Raw genomic sequence first — 22,456 nt, 5'->3', positions numbered from 1 at the left:
CGGGTGACGGCCTTCGAGGGCCCGGTTCGGTCCCTTCGCACCTGTCTGATCCCAACGCGCCCCCGGGCATACCTGTTTACGCCCTGTGGCGGGACGGCGGCCATCGGTACTACAGAAACATGCCTCTCCGAGAGCGGTCGTACCCGAGCGAGCTGTCCGATGCCCGTTGGAAACTGCTTGAACCAACCCTGACAGCCTGGCGACCAGAACGCAGAGGGAAGGGCCTGGACATCGGCCGGCCACCCGAACACGACCTGCGCCGGATCATGGACGCCATCCTCTACGTCGACCGCACCGGCATCCCCTGGCGCTACCTCCCACACGATTTCGCCCCGTGGGAAACCGTCTACGGATACTTCGCCGCCTGGCAGAAGGGCAGCGTCTTCGACCAGCTCAACGGACTCCTGCGACATCTGGTCCGCAAGGCCGAGGGCCGAGACGCCGAGCCCAGCGCCTGCATCCTCGACGCCCAGAGCATCAAGACCTCGGCCAACGTGCCCGCGACCGGCCAGGGCATCGACGCGGGCAAGAAGATCGCGGGCCGCAAACGCCACATCGGCGTCGACACACTCGGCCTCCTTCTGGCGGTGCTGGTCACCGCAGCCAGCGTCTCCGACAACGTCGGCGGAATCCGCCTGCTCTCGAACATCGCCGAAGGCCACCCACGCGTCACGAAGGCGTGGGCCGACAGCGGCTACCGCACCAAAGCCATCGACCACGGCGCCCGTCTCGGCATCGACGTCGAAGTCATCCGCCGCGACCCCGCCCAGAAGGGCTCCAAGGTGATCCCGCGACGATGGGTCGTCGAGCGGACGTTCGGCTGGCTCATGCACCACTGCCGCCTCACCCGCGACTACGAAACCCACCCCACCGCTCCGAAGCCATGATCAACATAGCGATGATCGACCTCATGAGCCGCAGACTCACCCGCGAATCAACCCACAACTGGCGCGACAGCTGAACGGCCGCAGAGCCGACTCCTGTGAATCACAGCAGGTAGGGCCACAGGCTGACGCTGTTCCGCTCCACGCTGATCTCGACCCACGTTCCATCGACAGCAGTCGATGGGGGCGGGTCGGCGAGGTCGAAAAGGATGTGGGTTCCGGCTACTTCCAACGTGGCTCCGCCATCGCCCGTCAGGCCCAGCCGCCCGCGAAAGGCGATCCGGTCGCCTTCCTCCTCATCCACCCCGGGTGAGAAGAAAGTGGACGGTCGGGTGTTGCCGCCCCAGGACACATCCTCTTCAACAGTCCACTCCACATGATGTTTGCGGCCCACTCCCGTCGGACCGCCGCACCAGAACGCCACGGCGGCACCCACCTCCGAGCGCACCCGAACCGTCGCGCGCCCGTCTGCGATCTGCCCTACCGCTTCCACCTGGACCAACACCCCGCAATCATCCACGACAGCACTGCGTTCCCAAACACTCCCGCCAGGACAAAACGCTCTTTTACGGCCGTGGGCCTGGACGGCGCCGACCGCGGGCTTCGAGGAGCGGGAGTACCTGTCCTTCGCCTCCGCGATGGGCCGGGACTGGGACCGGCTGACATGGAGAAGGGGCGAACAAAGGCGTGGCACCCCGGTCTTCCTGAACCCCGGAGAAGACGTCTGACGCTGCCCTCGGCCCTCCGCCGCAACGCCCCACCCTGCTCCTGGCGCGGCCAGGCCTCACGGTGTTCCGTGCTCGGCCCCGCCCGCGTTGGTGGAGCAGGGTCCCGCCCTGAGCGAAAATCTCAGTGTCGAAAACTATAGTTTCGAAAACTTGATTTTCTGTTCGTGGAGTGGCTACAGTTCCTGTATCAGCCAGGGACCGGATCAGGAGCAGCCATGACCGTGGAACCTGCGGTATCGCGCCGCCGCAAACTCACTCCGGAGCGGGAGCGTGAACTGCTGCTCGTGACGGCCGAGCTTGTCGGCGAGGTCGGTTATGAGCAGGTGACCATGGCCGCTGTCGCGCAGCGGGCGAAGTGCAGCACGGCGACGCTCTACCGGCAGTGGGAAAGCAAGCCGCGCCTGGTGATCTCCGCGTGGAAGGCTCTCAGCACGGAGACCAAGAAGGACTTGGCCACCATCGATACCGGCAGTCTGCGCGGCGATCTGATGGAGGTCGCGCGGTTCCGGGTAGCCGACGATCCGGCCACGGAACCCTTCACCTCGTTGCCGGCGGCGATCGCCCAGGACGAAGCACTGATGGAGATCGTGCGCGAGATCCTGATCCACCCGGTCCTGCGAGATCTGGCCCAGATCTTCGAGCGCGCCGTCGCCCGGGGGGAGATCGCAGCCGGAAACCCGGTCATCGAGCTGGCGGACCAGATCCTGCTCGCTCCGTGGATCGCACACATGATTGTCCACGGGACCGAGGCGACCCCTGAGCTGATGGAAGCCATTGTCGAGCTGGTGCTCTTGCCGGCTCTCACCGCGCAACCCGCCACCGCCTGACCAGACCCAGCCCACCCACCGCCTGCGGTCGCGACTCCCCGCGCTACCGGCGATCCCGCACATCCCTGACGACGGACTGACGCCGATCGTCCCCTTCCGCACGCCCTCAAGCCCTCGTCATTCACGGGCCGGGCTCAGGGCACCTCACGTCCGAAAACACCCTCGACCCGGAGCATCTTCCTCATGGCCACTTTCCTGCACAAGATCGGCGGGGCCGCGTTCAAGCGGCGCTGGCTGGTTGTTCTCCTCTGGGCGCTCACTCTGGGCGCCGTGGGAATCGGCGCCTCCACCAGCTCGGGACCCGCCAGTTCCAGCATCACCCTGCCCGGCACCGAGGCCCAACGCGCCTTCGACCTCCTGGGCGAGAAGTTCCCCGCAGCCAACGCCGACGGAGCCACCGCCCGCGTCGTGCTGCGCGCACCCGACGGCGAGAAGATCAGCACCCCGGAGAACAAGGCCGCTCTCGAAGCGACTCTGGCCCGCGTCAAGGACTCTTCGTCCCGCATCGGGCAGATCAGCGACCCCTTCACCTCCAAAGCACTCAGCGCGGACGGCACCACCGCCTTCGCCCAGGTCGCCTACACCGCCACGGACGCCGACCTCACCGACGGCGACCACACCGGCCTGGACAAGGCACTGGAATCGGGCCGCGACCAGGGTCTGACCGTGGAAGCATCCGGCACCGCGCTGGCCACACCCGAGGAGAGCCACACCGCCGAGGCCATAGGCTTCGCCCTGGCAGCCGTCATCCTCCTCATCACCTTCGGGTCCCTGATCGCCGCAGGCCTGCCCCTGCTCACAGCTCTCGTCGGAGTCGGGGTGAGCATGGCCGCCATCACCGCGCTCAGCGGCCCACTCGACCTCAACAGCAACGCCTCGGCCCTCGCCACGATGCTGGGCATCGCCGTCGGCATCGACTACGCCCTGTTCATCGTCTCCCGCTACCGCTCGGAGCGCGCCGACGGCCACGACGCCCGGGAGGCCGCCGCCCGCGCGAACGGCACAGCGGGTTCCGCCGTCGTGTTCGCCGGGCTGACCGTCGTCATCGCCCTCGCGGGCCTCGCGGTGGTGAACCTGCCCATCCTGACCGCGATGGGCCTGGCCGCCGCAGGCGCCGTCGTCATCGCCGTCCTCGTCGCCACCACCCTGGTCCCCGCCCTCCTCGGCTTCGCCGGAGAACGCGTCCGCGGCAAGAACCGGAAGAAGCCCGCACCCGTGGCCGACCCGGCCAAGCCAGGCCTGGCACAGCGCTGGATCTCCCACGTCCTGCGCAATCCGACCCGGATGCTTCTCCTGGCCGTGGCCGCTCTCGGCGTGGTCGCCCTCCCCGCCACCCAGCTTGAACTCGGGCTGCCGGACGACGGCTCCAAGGCCACCTCCTCCACTCAGCGCAAGGCATACGACATGCTGTCCGAGTCCTTCGGACCCGGATTCAACGGCCCTCTCACCGTGACCGTCGACGACCAGGACCCGGCCGTCGCCCGCGGCGGCGCCGAGGTCTTGGGCAAGTCCCTCGCCGGCCTTCCGGACGTGGCCGCCGTGACCCCGGCCGCCTTCAACGAGAGCGGCGACACCGCGATCATCACCGTCATCCCCAAGAGCGCACCGGGCAGCGACGCAACCAAGAACCTTGTCACCGACATCCGCACCCTCGCCGGCGACCTCCAGCCCGACACCGGCGCCCGCTCCCTCGTTACCGGCACCACGGCGCTCAACATCGACATCTCCGACAAGTTCAGCGCCGCGATCGTGCCCTACCTCGCCCTCGTTGTCGGCCTGGCTGTCCTCGTGCTGATTCTCGTCTTCCGGTCCATCCTGGTCCCCCTCAAGGCGGCCCTCGGGTTCCTGCTCTCCGTCCTGGCCTCTTTCGGAGCCTTGGTCGCGGTCTTCCAGTGGGGCTGGCTGAAAGACCTCATCGGCCTGGAACAGACCGGCCCCGTCATGAGCCTGATGCCCGTCCTCATGGTCGGCATCGTCTTCGGCCTGGCCATGGACTACCAGGTCTTCCTGGTGACCCGCATGCGCGAGGCATACGTCCACGGAGCCGACGCCCGCACCGCCGTCGAGGCGGGCTTCAAGCACAGCGCCACCGTCGTCACCGTCGCAGCCCTCATCATGATCAGCGTCTTCGCCGGCTTCGTCGGCTCCCACGACGCCATGATCAAATCACTCGGATTCGGCCTCGCCGTCGCCGTCGTCTTCGACGCGTTCGTCGTCCGCATGACCATCATCCCGGCAGCCCTCGCCCTTCTCGGCAAGCGCGCCTGGTCCCTGCCCGCCTGGATCGACCGCATCCTGCCCAACGTCGACATCGAAGGCGAGAAGCTCGCCAAGCACGCCCCCGCCACCCCCACCGCACCGGAACCGGCCTACGCCAACTCCACCCACCACAACCACTGACAACACCACCCCACGGGCCCGCGGCCGCCACGGCACCGCGGGCCCGCCCCCTGCCCCAAGGACGCCGCCGATGCACCGAGTACTCCTCACGGGCGGCCCGACTCTCGTCCGGGACGCCTACGCACGCGTCATCGCCGCGTCCCCCGCCTTCGCCCACCCAGCCCAAACAGCCACCCTCACCGATGCCCTGACCGGACTGACCACCTGCGACCTTCTACTCGTAGACACGCAGGAACTCAACCGAGGCCCGTCCGCCGCAGCCCAGATGCGACTGCTCCACGCCACCGCCTGCACCCGGGTCGCCATACTCGGGCACGTCACACCGGCCGAACTGCCCTTCCTCACCAGTGCTGGAGTGACCGGCGTACTCGGCCCCTACCTCGCACCCGACGACTTCCTCACCGCACTCGACGCCATCTGCGGCGGTGCCATGGTCATCTCACCCGCACCAGCCCACACAGCTCAGCCGCCTATCAGCCGCATCCAGCCCAACAGCGACCACGGAACACTGACTCCACTGACACAGCGCGAACGCGAAGTGCTCACGCTCATCGCCACGCAGCCCGACAACACTGCCATCGCCAAGGCACTCGACGTCAGCCCCCTCACCATCAAGTCACACGTCAACCGGATCATGCACAAGCTCGCAGCGTCCAGCAGATCTCAGCTCGTCGCACTCGCCTACGAAAGCCGCCTGATCACCCCAGGAAATCCGGCCGTCACAAGGGCTACAGACGCCGAGAGCCGTGCTCGGACTCCCCGCCCTGCCCAGGCCTCTTGATGAGGAGGCGGGCGTGCCGGTGGCAGTGGGCAGGAGTCCCCAGCGCGAAGTTGGTTAAGCTTCCTCAGAACCGCCCAACGACGCTCCGCCCCGCCCGGCCGGGAACGCGGTCCCCATGCGACGAGCGCCATCCGATGCCGGATACGAGGCGATGGACCGGGCCGGGCTCCACGTCTCCCCCCACCTCGATGGCGTGGCTCGCATAGGAGCGCAGCCCGAACAAGGCGAACCTGGCTCGCCGTCTTCGGCACCATCACCGCGCGAGCCGCCTGACCACGCGACGGCCGGTCCACGGGCCCTGGGCGCGGGGTCTGCGCCGTGGCGGTCATGGGCTCCGATCCCATTCGGCGGGGTCGGTCGTGATGACGAGAAGCCCTTGCCTGAGCAGCCAGGCCTGTTCGCGGTCTCCGTCCGCCGAGCGGTAGGCGATGTGTGTGAGAGAGGGGACCACCACCGCTTGGATGAGGCTGCCGGTTGCCAGTGCCCGCACCCGGTTCCACCCGCTCCGGCTTTCGGGGTGCTGGGAGAGATTTCCGGTGTCGGCGACCGCGCACCCGGCCGGCACGATCCAGCCCCGGCCCTGCGCGTAGGCGGCAAGGTCGTCCAGGACCAAGTTCTCGACGGACCGTAGTGGCACTACGGCGTACAGAGCCACGGCGGGGCACTGCCCGATGAGCGTTGCGGCTTCGGCCGCCGGGGCGCTGCGGTTGCGTCTGGTCAGCGGATTCAGCAGTGAGTGCCAGGTGGTGCGTTTGCTCGATAATGGCGGCATGGGGCTCTCTCCATCGCGGTGTGCTGGGCCTGCTCCCGGATAACTGCTGTTGCGGCAGTCGGGAGAGCGTGGAAACAGGTCAACTCTCGCTAGGAGAGAGGTCAGTTGCCTTCATGCGTACTGGGGCGGGCGCGCTTGGAAGGCCGAGTAGCGGTGAGGGTGTGCGTACGACTGCGGAGACCAGGGGGTCAGGCGATGCCGCGCCTTTTCGCTTCGGTGAGGATGGCGTCGCGCTCTCGCCATTTCGCCCAGAACGCGCCGCGGTATCCCAGGGCGGTGAGCGCGGTGAGGAAGGGGTTGTCGGCGTAGTTGTTGTCGTCCTTGGAGCTGCCGGGTGCGGTGGGCAGCATGACGCGGGGGTAGTCGGCGGGGTCGATGTGGTCCCACATCAGCCGGACGGTGTGGAGCCAGCGTCCGGCGGGGTCGGCCATGGTGGCGGGGTCTTCGGGGAGCCCGGTGGAGAAGTAGCACACCGGGCGGACGGTGCCGTCGGGCTGGAACATGAACTGCCGTTCGTATTCCACGGGGGAGCGGCACTGGTCGGCGGTGCGCAGCACGATGGGTTCGGTGGCGGTGTCCGACTGGGTTCCGGGTACGTGCCGTACGCCGGCGCTCTGCTCGGCGAGCCATTGGCCCAGAGGCTGATAGGGGAAGCATCGCAGGCCGAGGCTGAACCCGGAGACGGTCGCGTCCAGTGCCAGGGTGCGGTCGATGGCCTCGCGCAGGGTCGGCCAGGTTTCCCCGGGCATCCCTGCCAGGACCTCGACCATGCAGGCCATGTCGTACTTGTTGCAGAGCTTCACCAGGTTCTCGGTGTCGGACCAGGTGTAGTAACGGGTTCCCTTGGCGGTGACCTTCCAGCCGTCCAGCATGTCGTCGCGCACGTGGTCGGGGGCCACGTTCACCCCCGCGCATCCGGCGGCCGCCAGCAGTTCGGCGAACTCGTCGTCGAAGGGTTTGGGCTGTGCGTAGATCCACAGGCGCAACTGGTGCAGCGGGGAGGCGGGGGAGCTGTTCTTGCGGCGGCTGATCTCGCGCAGTACTGCTTTGGTGTTCGCGATGGCGAGGTTGAACTCGGAGTCGGCGGTGTGTACGTCGCGCACGCCTTGGTCGACCAGTTCGGTCAGTTCGTCGACCACCGCGTGCACGGACCGTTTCGCGAAGGCCGTGCCCTTGGCGTCTGGTTCCACGCAGTGCGCACAGGCGTAGGGGCAGCCGCTCTTGGTGAGGATGTTTCCCAGGCCGCCGCGTTCGTAGTAGCCGAGGTTGTCGACCTTCCAGCGGTCCCCAGAGCGCCGGGTGTAGGAGGAATCGGTGTCGACCTGCCAGGCACGTGACTGGCCGGCTCCGACTTCGCCCACGCCGCCCAGAGCGGTGTCCGGGTCCGGGGTGGAGGAGCGTGTCACCCTTCCGTTCCCCCGATTGACGAGCAGGCCCGGCACCGCGGAAGGGTCGGCGCGGGCGGCCAGCCGGTCGGCGAGTTCCACCAGGATGCGCTCCCCGGGGCCTTTGACGCCGTACTCCAGACCGAGGTAGTCCACACACGCGAAGGGCATTGTGCTGAATCCCACCCCGCCCCCCACCAGGGGTGCTGGAGTCAGCGAGCGGATCTTCTGCGCGATCTGCCGGTGCTCGGGCAAGAAGACGCGCTGCTGCTGCGCGTAGAGGGTGTCGGTGTTGCGGACAGACATGCCCACCAGCAGCGGTGCCGGGTGCGAGGTGAAGTACTCCTCCAGCAGTTCCGGCCAGGCATCCCGCGTGAAGCACAGGTCCACGACGTCAGCGGTGTAGCCGTGCTGTTCCAGCTGGGTGGTCAGGACGTCCAGCGCGTACGGGGTGATCGGGGGATGGACCTTGTTCGGGTTGATCAGGGTGATCAGGCTGCTCACGGGGAGTCCCTGCCTTCCTGAAGCGGGATGAGCTTGACGGTGAAATGGCGCATGGGCGGCTGCGGACCGGTGATCGTGAAGCCGGTCAGCTCCCTGGCCCGGCCCACGACGTCTCCGACCGCGTCCACCACGTACTCCAGGTGCGAACGGGTGTAGACCCGGCGCGGCAGTGCCAGGCGCACCAGTTCGTTGGGCGCCTGCCCGCCGTCCTGGCCGAAGGCCAGCGTCCCGAACTCGGTCGTGCGCACCCCCGCGAGGCGGTACAACTCGCAGACCAGCGCCTGACCGGGAAAATTCTCGGGAGGGATGTGCGGCAGCAGCTGTCCGGCATCGGCGTAGACGGCATGGCACCCGGCCGGCCGCAGTGTGGGAAGCCCGGCTTTCGTCAGCGCGCCGGCGAACCACGCCGCGGTATCGGCCCGGTGCGCCAGGTAAGCGGGGTCGGTGACCTCCTGCAGCCCCTGCGCCAAGGCTTCCAGGTCCCGCCCCGCGAGGCCGCCATAAGTCGGGAACCCCTCCGAGATGGTCAGCAGCTCCCGGCAGCGCGCGGCCGTCTTCGCGTCGCGCAGAGCGATGAGGCCGCCGGTGTTGGACATGCCGTCCTTCTTCAGCGAGGCCCAGCAGCCGTCCACGAGGTCGAACATCGCCCGCGCCACCTCACGTGGGGTGCGGTTCTGCTGGCCGGGCTCCCGCGTGATGATGAGATACGCGTTCTCGGCGAACCGGGACGCGTCCAGCAGCAGCGGGATCTCGTACCGACGGCATATCTCGCGCGCGCCTTGGATGTTCTCCAACGACACGGGCTGGCCGCCGCCCCCATTGTTGGTCACCGTCAAAATCACTACGGCCACCTGCTCACCGTCCGGTCCGACCAGCAGCTTCTGCAGCCGGCCGAGATCGATGTTGCCCTTGAAAGACGCCTCGCTCACAAGCTCCGCGGCTTCGGGGCACGGCAGATCCTCCGCCTGGCAGTCCACCTGCTCGACGTTGGCGCGCGTGGAGTCGAAGTGGCCGTTGGCAGCAGTGATCTGCCCGGGACGCAGCAGGACGGTGAAGAGCAGCCTCTCGGCCGCACGCCCCTGGTGGATGGGAATGACCTCCGGGAAGCCCGTCAGTTCCCGCACGGCACGCTCGAACCGCTCATAGGACGAAGCCCACGCATAGGACTCGTCACCCAAGAACATGGCCGCCCACTGCTTCGACGACATCGCCGTCGTCCCCGAGTCGGTCAACAGATCGATCGTGACGTCAGCGGAATGCACCCGAAAAATGTTGTAGTCAGCTTCGGCCAGTATCCGCTGCCGCTCCTCCGTGGTGCGCATGGGGATAGGCTCCACGGCTTTTATGCGAAACGGTTCCATTGTCGCACTCCAATCCGCCGAACCGAATTCCCGGATAGGGGTGATGGCACCCAACGGGTAAGGTGCAGGGGTAGGTATGAATTTCCCCGTTCGAATGTACGCCTGATCTGGGCCTATCACCTGCCGGAGATGTCGCGTCACGGCGTAGCCGCGATCCTGTAAATCGTCGTGACCAGTAGAAACGCTCCGTTTCCCTTCGTGCGCGGTCTGGGTGCGCTCAACGCTCCCCTCACATCGAAGGTGCAGCATCCAGTTGAACGATCACGCATAATTGATAGCTGATCCTGCACGTCGGGGTGGCGCTGTCATACTTTGCATCCGTCTCCTCTTTCGTTGGAGTGCTGACGCAAAATTTAATGTCCTTTCTCTGCCCTCTAAGGATTCTGATCCGTGCGAAGTGAGGCTGAGGTGTTACCTCAAAAAACAGACGTGGGCCTTTGCGCTACCTGCCGTGGTGTCCGCGGGTGGCGACCCGGGCGAGCAGTGCGCCGACGGCCAGCACAAGCAAGCCCCGGACCCACACCTGTCCCTCGAACTGGGTGGCTAGGAGTACGCACGAACCAGCGCCGAGCACGGCAATGCTGGTCGGGGTGGTGAAGTGGTCGCGCGCAACGGTGTCGTTGCGCAGCCGCAGGACGGCTGTATTGACCAGGAAGAAGACGACGAGGAGTAACAGCACGAGCGTCGAGGCGAGCGTGGCTACGTCCCCCGTCACCGCGAGCAGCACAGAGAGCAGCGTTGTGGTCGCGATGGCGGCCCACGGGGTGCGCCGGCCGGGCAGCACTTTCGCCAGGAACTGCGGCAGCAACCCGTCACGAGCCATGCCGTACGCCAGCCGGGAAGACATGATCCCCGTCAACAGCGCACCGTTGGCCACCGCGATCAAAGCGATCACGCTGAAGAGCTGAACCGGCACGCCGCCCGCGATCTCCACGACGCTGAGCAACGGGCCGCTAGACCGCACGAGTGAACTCGTCGACACCGCAGAACTCGCCGCAGCGCCAACCAGCGCGTAGACCACGCCCGCCGTGGCCAGAGCGCCGAACAGAGCGCGCGGATAGGAACGCCGGGGTTCACGCGTCTCCTCGGCGACGTTGACCGACGTCTCGAAGCCGACGAAGGAGTAGAAGGCCAGGAGAGATCCGCTCAAGACGGCGGCGGCCGGAGCGTTCTCGGCCGTACCCAGCTGCGCCAACCGTCCCACATCACCGTCACCGCGCAGCACCACCCACACACCGAGGCCCACCACCAACACCAGGCCTCCGACCTCAACGACGGTCGCGGCCACGTTGACCCGGGTTGACTCGCTGATCCCCCGGGCGTTGAGCAGAGCAAGGGAGCCGAGAAACAGAACGACCACCAGAGCCACAGGCAGGGAGACGAAGATACGGAGGTAATCCCCACCGAACCCGCGGGCCAGACCAGCTGCGGACACGATGCCAGCTGCCAGCATGCAGAAACCCGTGAAAAACCTTGCAAAGGGACCGTAGGCCAACAAGGTGTAGTGCGAGGCACCACCGGCCCGCGGATACTTCGTGGCAAGTTCCGCATAGGACGAAGCCGTCAGCAGAGCCAGCCCAAGGGCCACCACCAGAGGAACCCACACCGCACCCCCGGACTCCGCCGCCACCTGCCCCACGAGCACATAGACGCCAGCGCCCAGTACATCGCCCAGGATGAAGAAATACAGAAGCGGTGTGGTCAGCGTGCGATTGAGCGGTGTCCCGGGCAGTTCCCTGCCGTCTTGCGTGCGACTGCTCATGCTCACCCGTTCCGTGGCACGACGTGAGGCAACACAGCGTATGCCTGCAGGACTGCGAGAGCTGACCGACACAGCCAGCCGCCCAAACAACTGATCGGGTGACATTGAAGTCATCCGAGGAACGCTCCTTCGCCGCCCGGACTTGGACCACGACGGCCCTCTGCATCGGCAGGACAAGCGACGGCTCGCCGACCGCCAACTCGACGCCTACCAGCTCATCCACGATGGCGCGCCGTGATCCGGCCGTCGGCCCACCGATGGTGGACAGCACGGGTCACACTTCAGATCGAGGCCCGGGTACTGGGCCGCGGGCGTCATGCCGGAGGGGCCAGTTTTGCGGGCCGAAGTGTCAGGTAGAGGAGGAGGCCTCGGGGGGCGGGCGCCTCGCCATGACGGACGTCGACCGCGTCGCCGCGACCATCGGCCGACTCGACGCGCATTTCACAGCCATCGGCGGCGGCGGGCGGTTGACGTGCCGCCGCGCTCCGCTCCCCACGGCGGGACCGCCCGGCCGCTCGGGGCAGCGCTCCGCGCCGCCCCGAGCGCGCAGTGACCGAGGGCCCGGCGGTGCTGCCGCCGGCCGGGCCCTCCGTCCCGGGGTGCGGTACGTGCTCATGCGGGTCAGGGCCGGGGTGTGGAGTACCCGATCCGGCCCGCCCTGGCACACACGGCACCGACCGGCACCGTGCCTGAGGCCGCGGGCAGCAGCCCCGGCGCGCGTTCACCCGCACCGCTCCGGCCCACCGGATGTTCGGGGGTGCGTGGAGGTGATTGCGGTGGTGAGCCCCGGGGCGGTGTCCTGCCGGAGGGCTGTCCGGCGGAACCTGTGGGGCGCCCCGGGGCTCTCCACTCCGTTTACCCGCCACCTTTAGGTCTAGACCTTTCTTCGTCGGTGGTGATCTCCCGGCTTGCCCGTGATCAGCTGGTCGGTGCGGCGTTGAGTCGGTCGAGAGGCGGTTCACCGCTTCCCGCAGCACCGCCATGGTCAGCGGGCGCAGTTCGCTGTCCGCGGGGAGTGCCTCGTACCGCTGGCGGAGGTCGGCGGCCACGCACCGTGCGTGTCCGGTGAGCTGGAGGCCGATCTGGGCAGAGTCCGCCGCCCGCACGCCGGCCGGGGTGGGGCCCCAGGCCAGGACCGCGACGACGAGCGCGAGGTGCGGGGCACGGTCCAGCGGCAGCCCGCCGGTCACCGCACCCGAAGGGTCGTACACCACGGTGCTGCTCATGCCCTCAGCTCCTCGGGCTTCAGGCCTGACTGGAGTTCGGTGGGGTCGGTCGCGAGGACGAACAGCCCCTGCTCCAGCAGCCAGGCGCGCTCCCTGTCCCAGTCCGCGGCACGGTAGGCGATGTGCGCGAAGGAGGGGACGACCAGCCCGTGGACGAGGCGGCCGGTTGCTGCTGCCCGTACCTGCTGCCACCCGTCCCGTAAGCTCGGGGCTTGGTCGAGCGGCCCGCCGTCGGCGACGGCGCAGCCGGCCGGGACGACCCAGCCCCGGTCCTGGGCGTAGGCGGCGAGGTCGTCGAGGACCAGGTGCTCGACGCCGCGCAGTGGCGCGACCGCGTACAGCGCGACCGCGGTGCCTGGCCCGACGACCGGCGCCGCAGCGTCCGCCGGTCCGCGGTGGCTTCCGCCCAGCAGGTGCGGCGGCTCGGTGGTGGCATGGCGCTCTCCCGATTGCATGTAGTGGTGGCCGATGGCCCTCTCCCAGACAACGCGTTCACACACGGGTGGGATCAGGTCAGAACGCGGGCAGTTACCAGAGGGGAGGCGGACAGTTTTACCTGCGCGGAACCAGATGCCTGGACTACCGTCGCCGTCTCGAACAGCAGCCACCCGGGGGCCTGATGGCCACACCGACCAACACCACCCTCACCGTGCTGCTCGGTGAGTACGGCTTCACCCACCGGTCCCTGGCCGACGAGGTCGACCGGGTCTCCGGACGCATCTTCGGACGCCCCGGGGCGGCCACCGACCGGGACGTACGCCGGTGGATCTCCGGCACCGTGCGGTGGCCGACCGGCCGCTACCTTCTGCCTCTCGCCGAGATTTTCGACCGGCCGCCCGAGGCCATGGGATTCGTGCCGCGCGGCCGCACCAGCCGCCTGCCCGCCCCACCCTCCTCGGTGCGGCCAGGGCAGGAGGAACCCGTGAAACGCCGCGCATTCCTGACCGCTTCCACCGCCGCGACCCTCACCCTCGCGCTCCGCCTGGAGGAGACCCCGGTGCGCGGGCGCCTGACCATGGCGGACATCGACCGCATGACCACGACCATCGGCCGACTCGACGCCCACTTCACCGCGATCGGCGGCGGCGCCCTCCCGACCGTCGCCACCACCTACATCGACCGACTGCGCGAAACGGCCGACTACTACACCTACGGCCCTCGCGTGGAGCAGGCCCTGCACCGCGCGCTCAGCGGCCTGCACTCATCCGCCGGCTGGGCCGCCTACGACTCCGGCGACAACGCAACCTCCCGACTCCACCACGCCGCAGCCCTCCAGTCCGGAGTCCTCGCGAAGGACGGACACGCACAGGCCCGCGCCTGGTCCGACCTGTCCCTCCAATACCGCGCCGAAGGCCGCCACCGCGAAGCCCTGACCATCAACCGCGCCGCCCTCCAGACCCGCCACGCCCGCCAGGACCCCCGCATCGCAGCGCTGCTCCACTCCCGCCTCGGCGACCACAGCGCCTGCGCACGCGCCCTCCTAGCCGCGCAGAAAGCCCACGACCGCTTCGACACCACCGCACGCCCACCACCCTGGCTGCGCTTCCTGGACGCCGCCGAGATCGCCGGACTCGCCGCCATCGCCCACCGCGCCACCGGCCGACTGCCCGACGCGGAGAAGGCCACCGCCCAGGCCCTGCACCTGCTCGGCCCCTCCACGCACCGCAACCGCGCCTACTACGGCATCCAGCTCGCCCAGCTCCAGCTCGCCCAGGGCGACACCACCAGCGCCAAGGCCACCGCCGCGACGGTCGACACCGCGGCGGTCAGCAGCCCCCGCATCGCCCAGCGCCTCGCCACCGTCCACCGCCACCTCGCCACCGCCCAGGAGACGCCGTGACCACCGGCATAGAGATACGCCACTACACCGGCGACCAGGCACCCGCACTGCGCCCGCTGCTCCTCGACGTGTACACCGAGGTCTACGCGGCCGCCGCACGAACAGACCCGTTCGCCTCCCCGGACCGCTTCGCCGAAGGACTCGACCACTGGACCGCACGACCCGGCTGGAGCTGCGTCGTTGGCTACGACGGCGACCAGCCGGTCGGCTACGCCTACGGAGCACCCCTGCCCCCGCGGTCACGCTGGTGGGGCGGACTGCTCACCCACCTCCCCGCCGACACCACTGCCGAGACCGGAACCCGCACCTACGCACTCTCCGAACTGATGGTCCGTGAACCGTGGCGCAAGACCGGCACCGCCCGCCGCCTCCACGACACCCTGCTCACCCACCGCCGCGAACAGCGTGCAACGCTCCTCGTCGACCAGGACCACCCCAAAGTCCACGCCCTGTACCAGTCATGGGGGCTGGACCACCCTCGGAGACCTACGCCCCCGCCTCCCAGACGCCCCGCCCTTCCACGCCATGCTGCTCGGTCTGCCCCAGGCGTCTGGCCTGCCTCGCCACACACGCGAAGCGTGACGGAAAGTCACTAGGGGAGGACGAGGCGTGGTTGCAGTTCAGGATTCAGCGCCGTGGGGTCTGGCTCGGATCGACCAGAGGGCCAGGCTCAGCCTGGCTAGGCTCGCCTACGACTACGAGCCGCAGGACGGGACGGGCGTGAACGTGTATGTCCTGGACACCGGCATCGACACTGCGCACGGCGACTTCGGGGGCCGGGCCGAGTGGGGCCCGGACACGGTCGGCGCCCGGCGTGGCCTGGTCCGGCTTGGTTGCCAAGACGGTGTCCTCGGCGAGCCCCGCCGCCCGGCAGGCGCCTCGGATGCCGCATGTCTGAGGGGAGAGCCGGGAGACGGAGTTCGCCAGGCTTGCCGAACCCCGCCGGGCCGACCGCGGCTGCGGGGATTGTGGCGCTTCTCGGGTTCACGGCGGCGGGCCTGCGTGATCATCTGAAGGCTGTTCGGCCTGGGCCGCTCCGGCTCTTCACGAGGGACACTGGAGAAGGGGGAACGAACGGAGGCCCTCGATGCGTACCCTTTCCCCGGCCCGACTGGCCAACACGCTTGCGACGCCCGATCGGGAACGGCTGATGAAGCACGGCCACGAGGTCAACTTCGCCGAGGGCACTCGGCTCTTCGAAGAAGGCAGCACCGCCGACCGTTTCTGGATCGTGCGATCCGGCACCGTCACGCTCGACATGCGTGTCCCCGGCAGGGGACCGGCCCTCATCGAACGGCTCGGGCCCGGTGAACTCGTCGGCTGGTCCTGGCTGCTTCGGCCCTTCACCTGGCACAACAGCGCTGAGGCGGAAACACCGGTACGAGCATATGAGTTCAACGCAGTCACTGTCCGTATGGCCATGGACGCGGACCCGGCCTTCGGTGCCCTGATCGGCAACTGGGTCACATCAGTGCTTGCCTACCGTCTGCAGGGCACCCGGGTCCGGCTGCTCGACGCGTACGCCCTTCACGGCGACGTCGACAACGTCTGAACAGCGCTGCAGCGTGACGTCGGTGAACACCCGAAGTTCGAGCATGCGCGTCCATCGGTGAACGGAGTCCTCCCCTCACCGACTGCACGGTTCGGGGGCAGCGGGTCCGCCACGCGGCTTTCCGTGAACTCAGCCCCCGGCCGACACCGAGCTGCGCCGCCGTTCGCTTGGGTTCGGCTCACTGTCGCCTCATGGGCGATTCATTCCTCTGGAGCCGTACCTGCGGGTCGTCCCGGTGGGAGCTGGGCTGCGGAGTTCTGCCCGTCCGGTGGGTCTTGTCTGATCCGCTGAGACCCAGCCGCAGAGGCAGGCCACGGCCGGAGACCGGTGGCGGGCGGCGACGTGTCTGCGCATCACGATTGCGGTACTGCCACCAGCGAGGGCGTGATCGTGAAAAGGCCATGGCCGGTCGGGTGTGGTGCAAGGATCGGTAGACCACGGTCGAGGAGCCCCTTGGCGGTGGGTCGATTCAGCCGTGCCCGCAGTTTGATCACCCGCGGGGTGATACTGATCCCGCAGAGAGCAGGCGACGATGGATGACGGCTTCGAACTACGGGGAACCCCCGGCAAAGGAGAAGGCATTTTCGCCACCCGGCCCTTCCGGGTCGGTGAGACGGTGATGGTAGGTGTCATCGACCGTGAACTGGACCGCAACCACTCCCATGCCTCCCAGGTCGGTGCACAACGTTTCGTTCTGCACGGCGGGCTCGTCCCGAAGGTGAACCACTCGTGTGAACCGAACTGCGGGATTCGCCTCAATGCCAGCGGTGCTCACGATTACGTCGCCCGCGCACCCATCGCAGCCGGACACGAGATCAGTTTCGACTACGCGATGCGGAACTACGCGGTCGGTTACTTCGCCGCTTACTGTCGGTGCGGCTCGCACAACTGCCGCGGCCGTATCACCGGCTGGCAGGATCTACCGGCCCGCCGCAAAGCGGACTACGAGGGCTTTGTCGCCCCCTATCTCATCGAGATCGACCACCAGGCCGCACGGCCCCGGCCGGCCGCCGAGACTGACACAGGTAGTCCGCCCGGCCGTGCGGCGTGAGACCTGCACGGCCACGAGCAAACGACCCGGTGTCCCCGGGTTGACCGCGGGCTGCCGTAAGCGGCCGCTCAGGGGGCCATTCACCGGCACATCCGTCCGGACGTGATACCCGTGCACCTTCCCTGTCACCACCCTGCAGACCGGGCAGGGCACTGGAACATCTCGAGTCCGCGCGATCACCCGGGCCCCCACCGTCATCCGGCACATCCTCGATGCCCGGCGCCGAGAGCCCGGAATGCACCATTGCCGTCAGGTCACCTGTCGTCACCACCGACTACGGGACGGAGCCGATCGTCCTGCAGTCCCCTGCCGACGGGCTCGTGCGGTCGCTGCGCGACCGCGCGGGTCTGGCCGGGGCGTTGGTGTTGTCTAGCTGTTGTGGTGGGTTCGGGGTCCGTGCCAGTCGAGGCAGAGGACGGTGGCGTCGTCCTTGGGCGGGTGTCCGTTGTAGGCGTCGGCGACTGCGGTGACCATGGTGCGGACGACCTCGCGTGGGTGTTCGGCCGAGGTCTGTCGCAGGAGTGCGGTCAGGTCGACGGCTTCTGCTTCGCGTTCCTGCATGCCGTCGGTGTGGAGGAGGAGGCGGTCGCCGGGTTGCAGGTCGATGTCCTGGACCTGGTAGGCGCCTTGGAGGGCGACGCCGAAGGGCATGTTGACCGCCAGGCGGAGTTCTTCGGCGGTGTTGTCGCGGAGGCGGAGGGGGCGGGGGTGGCCGGCGTTGACGATCTGGGTGCGGCTGCCGTCGAGGGCGATGCGCAGGAGCTGGCCGGTGGCGAAGGTCCGCTGCCCGTGTTCGAGGAGGGCCTCATGAATGTGGCGGGCCTGTTCGGCGAGGTCGGCTCCTGAGCGGCGGGCGCCGCGGGAGGCGTTGACCGCGAGGGTCGCGATCAGGGAGGCGTCGACGTCATGACCCATGGCGTCGGTGACGGACAGGTGCAGGGTGTCGTGGTCGAGGCTGTAGTCGTAGGTGTCGCCGGCGATGTCGGAGGCCGGGACCAGGGCGCCGGCGAGGGTGAACTGGGGTGCTTCGCAGGAGGGGGCGGAGGGCAGGAGCTGGCGCTGGATCTCGGCTGCCAGGCTGACGGTGGTGGTGCGGTTGCCCCAGTGGTAGAGGTCGGTGAACCGCCGGTCGGTGACGATGATGTAGGCCAGTGCGTGCGCGGCGTCCTCAACCTGTATCAGCACATCCTCGGTCACCTGGTGGAGGAACAGCTCCAGCACGCCGATGGTGTCGCCGCGGTTGGTGACCGGGGCCAGCACCCGGAAGCCCTCCGTTCCCTCCGCGACATGCACGACTTTCTGCGTTCGGAGGGCGTCGTCGTAGATGCTGCTGCGGGCGAGGGGGACCTGTTCGGCGCGGTCGTCCTCGGGCTCGGCGGCGGCGGTGTCGTTGACCCGCAGTAGGCGCCTGCCGACGACGTCGACGAAGAGGAACGACACGTATCGGGCACCGAACCGGGCACGGAGATTACGCGCCACCACGTCCAAGGACTCCACCGGTGCGGCATTCTCCGCCGCCGCCAGCACTTCGGACAGCGCGATCCGGTTCCGCGACACGACAGCCTCCAGCGTTACAGGGGGGTTCCGACCGCCAGGGAGTACGTGCCGGGGTCGAACAGCCCGACGACATTACCTGTCCCTGCCCTCTGCCCCCATTGCCTGTCCTTGCTTCTGCGGGGCTGCGATGGGCGTGACGGTTCAGGTGGTGCGGGCGGCGTCCACGGTCGGGTAGAGGTTCAGGACGTTGTCGATGCCGTAGATGCCGAAAAGGCGGGTCAGTCTGGGGTGCAGGTTGGCTATGCGCAAGTGGGTGCGCTGGTGGGTCATCAGGATCAGCGTGAGGACCGTGGAGTCGATGAACGTGATCCCTCCCGCGTCCAGGATCACTCCGCCGTGTTCGTTGGCGGCAGCGTCGATCTGTTCCTGCAGCCAGGGCACCGTGCCGTAGTCGAAGTCACCCTGGGGTGCGATCACGGGCAGGGGCCCGGTACCGGGGTGGTGGGGGCTGGCAGGAGAGGTCATGGGGCAAGTATGACCCCGTGACGTCCCGCGGAGGCGTCCGAAGCGCCTGGTCCGGGCCCCACCGCCGCGAAGGGATGCCGGGCGGGACGGTCGGGCGAACGCGATCGAGTGGAGATCCGGCTGCGCCGTGAGCCTCATCCACCTTCCATCATGGCCCGGCGCCCGGGCCCACGCACCCGGCCAGTGCCCGGCAGGCCGTCCGAAAGTCCTCTGACCAGCCTCCTGGTGTGCTGCTAGGTTCCGGATCATGAGCCGCTTACCCGCCCCGCCCGCCGTGCCTCCCGTGCCCGCCCCGCCTTGCCCGGCCGCACCTTCACCCGTGCCGGTCCCGTGCGAGGTTGCTGTGCCCGAGCCCGCAGTGCCTTGGGGGCCGGAGGTGCTGGAAGCGGTCCGGGCGACTCCGGCGCCCTGGTACGCGGTGGCTTACCCCGCAACGCGCGGCGGGTGGCACATCAACCTCCTTCAGGCCGGGGGGATCGTCCGCGACTCCTTCACGGCCGCCGGTCTGGATGCCGGCGACCGCGGGCTTGAGGACCGCGGGTACCTGTCCCTTGCATCCGCGATGGGCCGTGACTGGGACCGGCTGACGCGGAGGAGGGATGAGCAGGGGCGTGGCACCCCGGTCTTCCTGGACCCCGGAGCGGATGCCTGAAGCAGCCCGCTCTCATGCAGGCGGTACATCGCATCGGCCCGCGCTGGGGTTGCTCAGGGAGCGAGCGCGGTCGCGTGTGCTCCCTGAGCGTCCTGGGCGGGTGCGGGAGCGCGTGGTTCGTGCACGGGGCAGCGGGCGCGCGTAACATGCCGTTGACGCCCCTCTGTCTATTTCGCGGTGTAGACGGCGAATCCGCGCTCGGGTGTTCTGCCGGTGTGCTTGAGGGCGGTTTCCTTGGCGAATTGGGTGATGACGCCGGCGGGGTCGGTGAGAAGCTGGGCGCGTTCGCGGTGAGGGAGGGCCGCCCAGAGGGTGCGGAGGCCGAGGGTGCGGGCGGCGACGCGGCCGAAGTTCCACAGTTCCTGGGGGCCGGGGTGCATGGTGTGGATCTTCTCCACCATCAGCGGGTCGACCTGGCGGAAGACCTGGACGTACCGGTCGAGCTGGGGAACAGACGCGCGCCTTGACCTCGAGGAACTTCAGCATCAAGACGAAGCCCAGCCGATTCGCCCCGGTCTTGTTCCGTCTCCACGGGACGGGAAGCGCTGAACCGCACCCCAGGACCATCACGTTCTGCTACATGACGGGTGGCGGCAGCTATACCAGAACACGGCCGGTACGAGCGGGCCCGGGTCGCCAGCCTCGCCGTCCAGAACGCGATCCGCGCCGCCCGACCCGCAGGACGACGCCCCGGCAGCGACGGCTGCCGCGCACTCCGGCGACCACCAGCCCGACCGGACGTCGGACGCGCCGTACGCAGTCGACCTCACGGGCCTGGATGCCGCGCTCACCCCGGCCCAACGAGCCGCCGCCAGCAGGCCGCGATGCCCGAGGAGTACCTGGTGGGCCGTACGGTCGGCCCGGCGACGTCACGCACACCGGAGGACCTGGAGGGCCGTACGACCGACCCGGAGACGTGGCTGCGCACACCGGAGAACCTGGAACCGTTCGCGGCCTTCACCCGAGAGGCCAACGCCCGCCGCCGCGCCATCGAGGAGCGGGAGATCCCCGGCCGCGGCCGCCGACCCGTCGGGACCGGTCGACCAGCGCCGCCAGGAGCACGAGCAGCAGCACCAGCAGCCCGGCCAGCACCAGGGACTCCAGCCGTGAGAGGCCGCCTGGGCCCGTCGGGCGGGACGGGCGGCGAAGTCACCGGGCCAGACGCCGGGACGCAACCGGTCCGCCACCGCCGATTTCACCCAGGAGCAGAGTGGGTGCGGGGGACCGCTTCCTTCGAGCACGGAGACCTCATGGTTGCCCCGATGCTGCCGAACCTGTCACCTGCGCAGCGTGAGCGCCTGGTGCAGCTCGCCGACGCGGCCCGGCTGCGCACAGCGCTCTATTCGGTGCCGAAGCCACCAGCCGTCCAGCGACGTTCCCGCTCACGGCAGTACCCCTCGGGCCGGGCGAGCCGGCGGCGCACCGGGCGCGGCCGCTGCCGTGGATGAGTGGCCACGAGGGCTACGCCGTCCACTCGATGCGCTCGGGCAGTGTCCGAGGCTAGTGGAGCCGCAGTGGCGCGTCGGGTGACTCCCACCCCCGGTGGCACCGAGTGGAAGTGGAGCCCACCGGGAGTCACTCGGAGAGCGGACAGATCAGGCGGTCAAGGGTGGTCAAGGGGCGAAACGGACACCCCCACCCGATGGAACCCACCGAGCGGAGGCCACTCCGCACGGCGGACTCCACTCCGGTGACCGGACGAGGGGGTGGCTCCCACCCGATCCATGACACAGGACGCAGGCAGGTGACCGTTCTCAACGAAGTCAGCCGCCGTCTCATCCGATCCCGTAGCCCCGGGCGAACTCGGCCTGGTTGACGATGGGCTTCGGCCTGCGCCCGTCTACATGCTGCGGACCCTCTGGCGAGGCGAGCCTGTCGTTCGTGTTCCAGGGTCAGCTCGCGCTGGCGCTCGGAGAGCTCTCCTACGTGTTCTCCCCGGTGCCTTCGGCGAGGACCGCGGGGTCTTCGCTGGGAGGGGCCAGTTCTTTGAGTGCGATGGGGGTTTCCGAGTCTTCGAGAGGGTGCCACGTGTTGCCGGCCTGGGCTGTGAGCACGATCAGACCCGCTACGAAGGCAAGCGAGGCCAACACGAAGGAGCCCTGGAGGACGTAGGGGTCGCTGTGCTCGGTGCGGCGCAGTATGAAGAAGGCGTGCACGGCGGGGGCCGCCGCGCCGAGGCCGTAACACCAGAGGGCCAGGTTGTTGATCGTGGTGCCCAAGTGACGGCGGGTAGCGGGGGCATGGATGAAGAGGTCGTTCAGGTGAGTGCGGACGGCCGTCTGGAAGACGGGGTCGCGGCCGATGTCGCCAACGCGTGGGCGGCCGCCGACGGTCTGGTAACGGCTGATGGCGCGGAATGCGGCCGCGGTGACCGGGTGGGCCGGCTCAGCCGCAGTCTCCGCCAGCTTCATGTTGTGCCTGTCGAGCAGCTTGTCCTCACTCATCAGCCGGACGGCCACCGAGGCTGCGCGAGAGGAGTTCAGCAGTAGTCTGCCGGGCTGGTGGTCAGTTGAGCACAGCGGTTCGGGGGTGCTCAACAGGTCCGCGTGATACGCGTCGAGTCCCGGCCAAGCCCGCACCTGCCGGACCATCCGAGCCTCCACCGACCGCCGCCACGGCCGAGTCGCCAGACCCAGCACGATGTTCACACTGGCCAGTGAGACCAGGCAAGTCATCAGCATCTCCATGGATACGACGATCGATGACGCG

General features: G+C 68.6%; 17 protein-coding genes and 2 pseudogenes. 8 read left to right on the top strand and 11 right to left on the bottom strand.

Annotated elements, in window-relative coordinates:
* Window positions 1-119 precede the first annotated feature (119 nt).
* A pseudogene (locus tag OG245_RS00420) lies at window positions 120-961 on the top strand (IS5 family transposase).
* 26 nt (window positions 962-987) lie between these two features.
* Here the strand turns inward: OG245_RS00420 and OG245_RS00415 are convergent.
* Window positions 988-1,389, bottom strand: a complete 402-nt coding sequence (locus OG245_RS00415; RefSeq protein ID WP_371621531.1) for a hypothetical protein — start codon at window positions 1,387-1,389, stop codon at window positions 988-990.
* A 438-nt stretch (window positions 1,390-1,827) separates the two neighbouring features.
* Between OG245_RS00415 and OG245_RS00410 the strand changes: the two genes are divergently transcribed.
* From OG245_RS00410 to OG245_RS00400, 3 genes are all read left to right on the top strand, one after another.
* The gene (locus OG245_RS00410; protein WP_371621530.1) at window positions 1,828-2,439 is read left to right on the top strand and encodes a TetR/AcrR family transcriptional regulator; all 612 of its coding nucleotides are present in this window, start codon (window positions 1,828-1,830) and stop codon (window positions 2,437-2,439) included.
* Window positions 2,440-2,622: 183 nt separating this feature from the next.
* Window positions 2,623-4,839, top strand: a complete 2,217-nt coding sequence (locus OG245_RS00405) for an MMPL family transporter (protein WP_371621529.1) — start codon at window positions 2,623-2,625, stop codon at window positions 4,837-4,839.
* A 70-nt stretch (window positions 4,840-4,909) separates the two neighbouring features.
* Window positions 4,910-5,620 (top strand): response regulator transcription factor, encoded by a 711-nt coding sequence (locus OG245_RS00400; protein ID WP_371621528.1) that lies wholly within the window; start codon window positions 4,910-4,912, stop codon window positions 5,618-5,620.
* 325 nt (window positions 5,621-5,945) lie between these two features.
* Here OG245_RS00400 and OG245_RS00395 read toward each other — a convergent pair whose 3' ends face one another.
* The 5 genes from OG245_RS00395 to OG245_RS00375 form a co-directional block, all read right to left on the bottom strand.
* On the bottom strand, window positions 5,946-6,392 hold the full coding sequence (locus OG245_RS00395; protein WP_371621527.1) for a hypothetical protein: 447 nt from the start codon (window positions 6,390-6,392) through the stop codon (window positions 5,946-5,948).
* A 188-nt stretch (window positions 6,393-6,580) separates the two neighbouring features.
* Window positions 6,581-8,281, bottom strand: a complete 1,701-nt coding sequence (gene tsrT / locus OG245_RS00390) for a tryptophan 2-C-methyltransferase (protein ID WP_371621526.1) — start codon at window positions 8,279-8,281, stop codon at window positions 6,581-6,583.
* Complete coding sequence (locus OG245_RS00385; protein WP_371621525.1) at window positions 8,278-9,642, bottom strand: tryptophanase; 1,365 nt, start codon at window positions 9,640-9,642, stop codon at window positions 8,278-8,280. Before OG245_RS00385 ends, tsrT begins: the two co-directional genes overlap by 4 nt.
* A 442-nt stretch (window positions 9,643-10,084) precedes the next feature.
* Window positions 10,085-11,404, bottom strand: a complete 1,320-nt coding sequence (locus OG245_RS00380) for an APC family permease (RefSeq protein WP_371621524.1) — start codon at window positions 11,402-11,404, stop codon at window positions 10,085-10,087.
* Window positions 11,405-12,626: 1,222 nt separating this feature from the next.
* Entirely contained in the window at window positions 12,627-13,130 is a 504-nt protein-coding gene (locus OG245_RS00375; RefSeq protein WP_371621523.1) for a hypothetical protein, read from the bottom strand.
* A gap of 119 nt (window positions 13,131-13,249) precedes the next feature.
* Between OG245_RS00375 and OG245_RS00370 the strand changes: the two genes are divergently transcribed.
* From OG245_RS00370 to OG245_RS00355, 4 genes are all read left to right on the top strand, one after another.
* Window positions 13,250-14,470 carry a hypothetical protein gene (locus tag OG245_RS00370; RefSeq protein ID WP_371621522.1) on the top strand — a complete coding sequence of 407 codons (1,221 nt, stop codon included), beginning with the start codon at window positions 13,250-13,252 and terminating at the stop codon, window positions 14,468-14,470.
* Complete coding sequence (locus OG245_RS00365; protein ID WP_371621521.1) at window positions 14,467-15,066, top strand: N-acetyltransferase family protein; 600 nt, start codon at window positions 14,467-14,469, stop codon at window positions 15,064-15,066. The genes OG245_RS00370 and OG245_RS00365 overlap by 4 nt, the downstream gene beginning before the upstream one ends.
* 554 nt (window positions 15,067-15,620) lie before the next feature.
* Window positions 15,621-16,022, top strand: a complete 402-nt coding sequence (locus OG245_RS00360; RefSeq protein ID WP_371627764.1) for a cyclic nucleotide-binding domain-containing protein — start codon at window positions 15,621-15,623, stop codon at window positions 16,020-16,022.
* A gap of 532 nt (window positions 16,023-16,554) precedes the next feature.
* A complete protein-coding gene (locus tag OG245_RS00355; RefSeq protein WP_371621520.1) occupies window positions 16,555-17,073 on the top strand; it encodes an SET domain-containing protein-lysine N-methyltransferase in 519 nt (172 codons plus the stop codon).
* Window positions 17,074-17,148: 75 nt separating this feature from the next.
* On the opposite strand, the pseudogene OG245_RS00350 reads toward OG245_RS00355, so the two are convergent.
* From OG245_RS00350 to OG245_RS00330, 5 genes and pseudogenes are all read right to left on the bottom strand, one after another.
* A pseudogene (locus OG245_RS00350) lies at window positions 17,149-17,314 on the bottom strand (ISL3 family transposase); the annotation flags it as partial.
* A gap of 128 nt (window positions 17,315-17,442) precedes the next feature.
* Window positions 17,443-18,630, bottom strand: a complete 1,188-nt coding sequence (locus OG245_RS00345) for a PP2C family protein-serine/threonine phosphatase (RefSeq protein ID WP_371621519.1) — start codon at window positions 18,628-18,630, stop codon at window positions 17,443-17,445.
* Between the two features lie 141 nt (window positions 18,631-18,771).
* On the bottom strand, window positions 18,772-19,095 hold the full coding sequence (locus tag OG245_RS00340; RefSeq protein WP_371621518.1) for an STAS domain-containing protein: 324 nt from the start codon (window positions 19,093-19,095) through the stop codon (window positions 18,772-18,774).
* A gap of 819 nt (window positions 19,096-19,914) precedes the next feature.
* A complete protein-coding gene (locus tag OG245_RS00335) occupies window positions 19,915-20,148 on the bottom strand; it encodes a hypothetical protein (protein WP_371621517.1) in 234 nt (77 codons plus the stop codon).
* A 1,521-nt stretch (window positions 20,149-21,669) separates the two neighbouring features.
* Entirely contained in the window at window positions 21,670-22,434 is a 765-nt protein-coding gene (locus tag OG245_RS00330) for a hypothetical protein (protein ID WP_371621516.1), read from the bottom strand.
* Between the last annotated feature and the right edge of the window lie 22 nt (window positions 22,435-22,456).

Origin of the sequence: Streptomyces sp. NBC_01116 (assembly GCF_041435495.1) — a bacterium.
In the GTDB taxonomy this organism is placed as follows: domain Bacteria; phylum Actinomycetota; class Actinomycetes; order Streptomycetales; family Streptomycetaceae; genus Streptomyces.
Note: the sequence above shows the minus strand (reverse complement) of the source record. Positions and strands in the feature narration are given on the sequence as shown.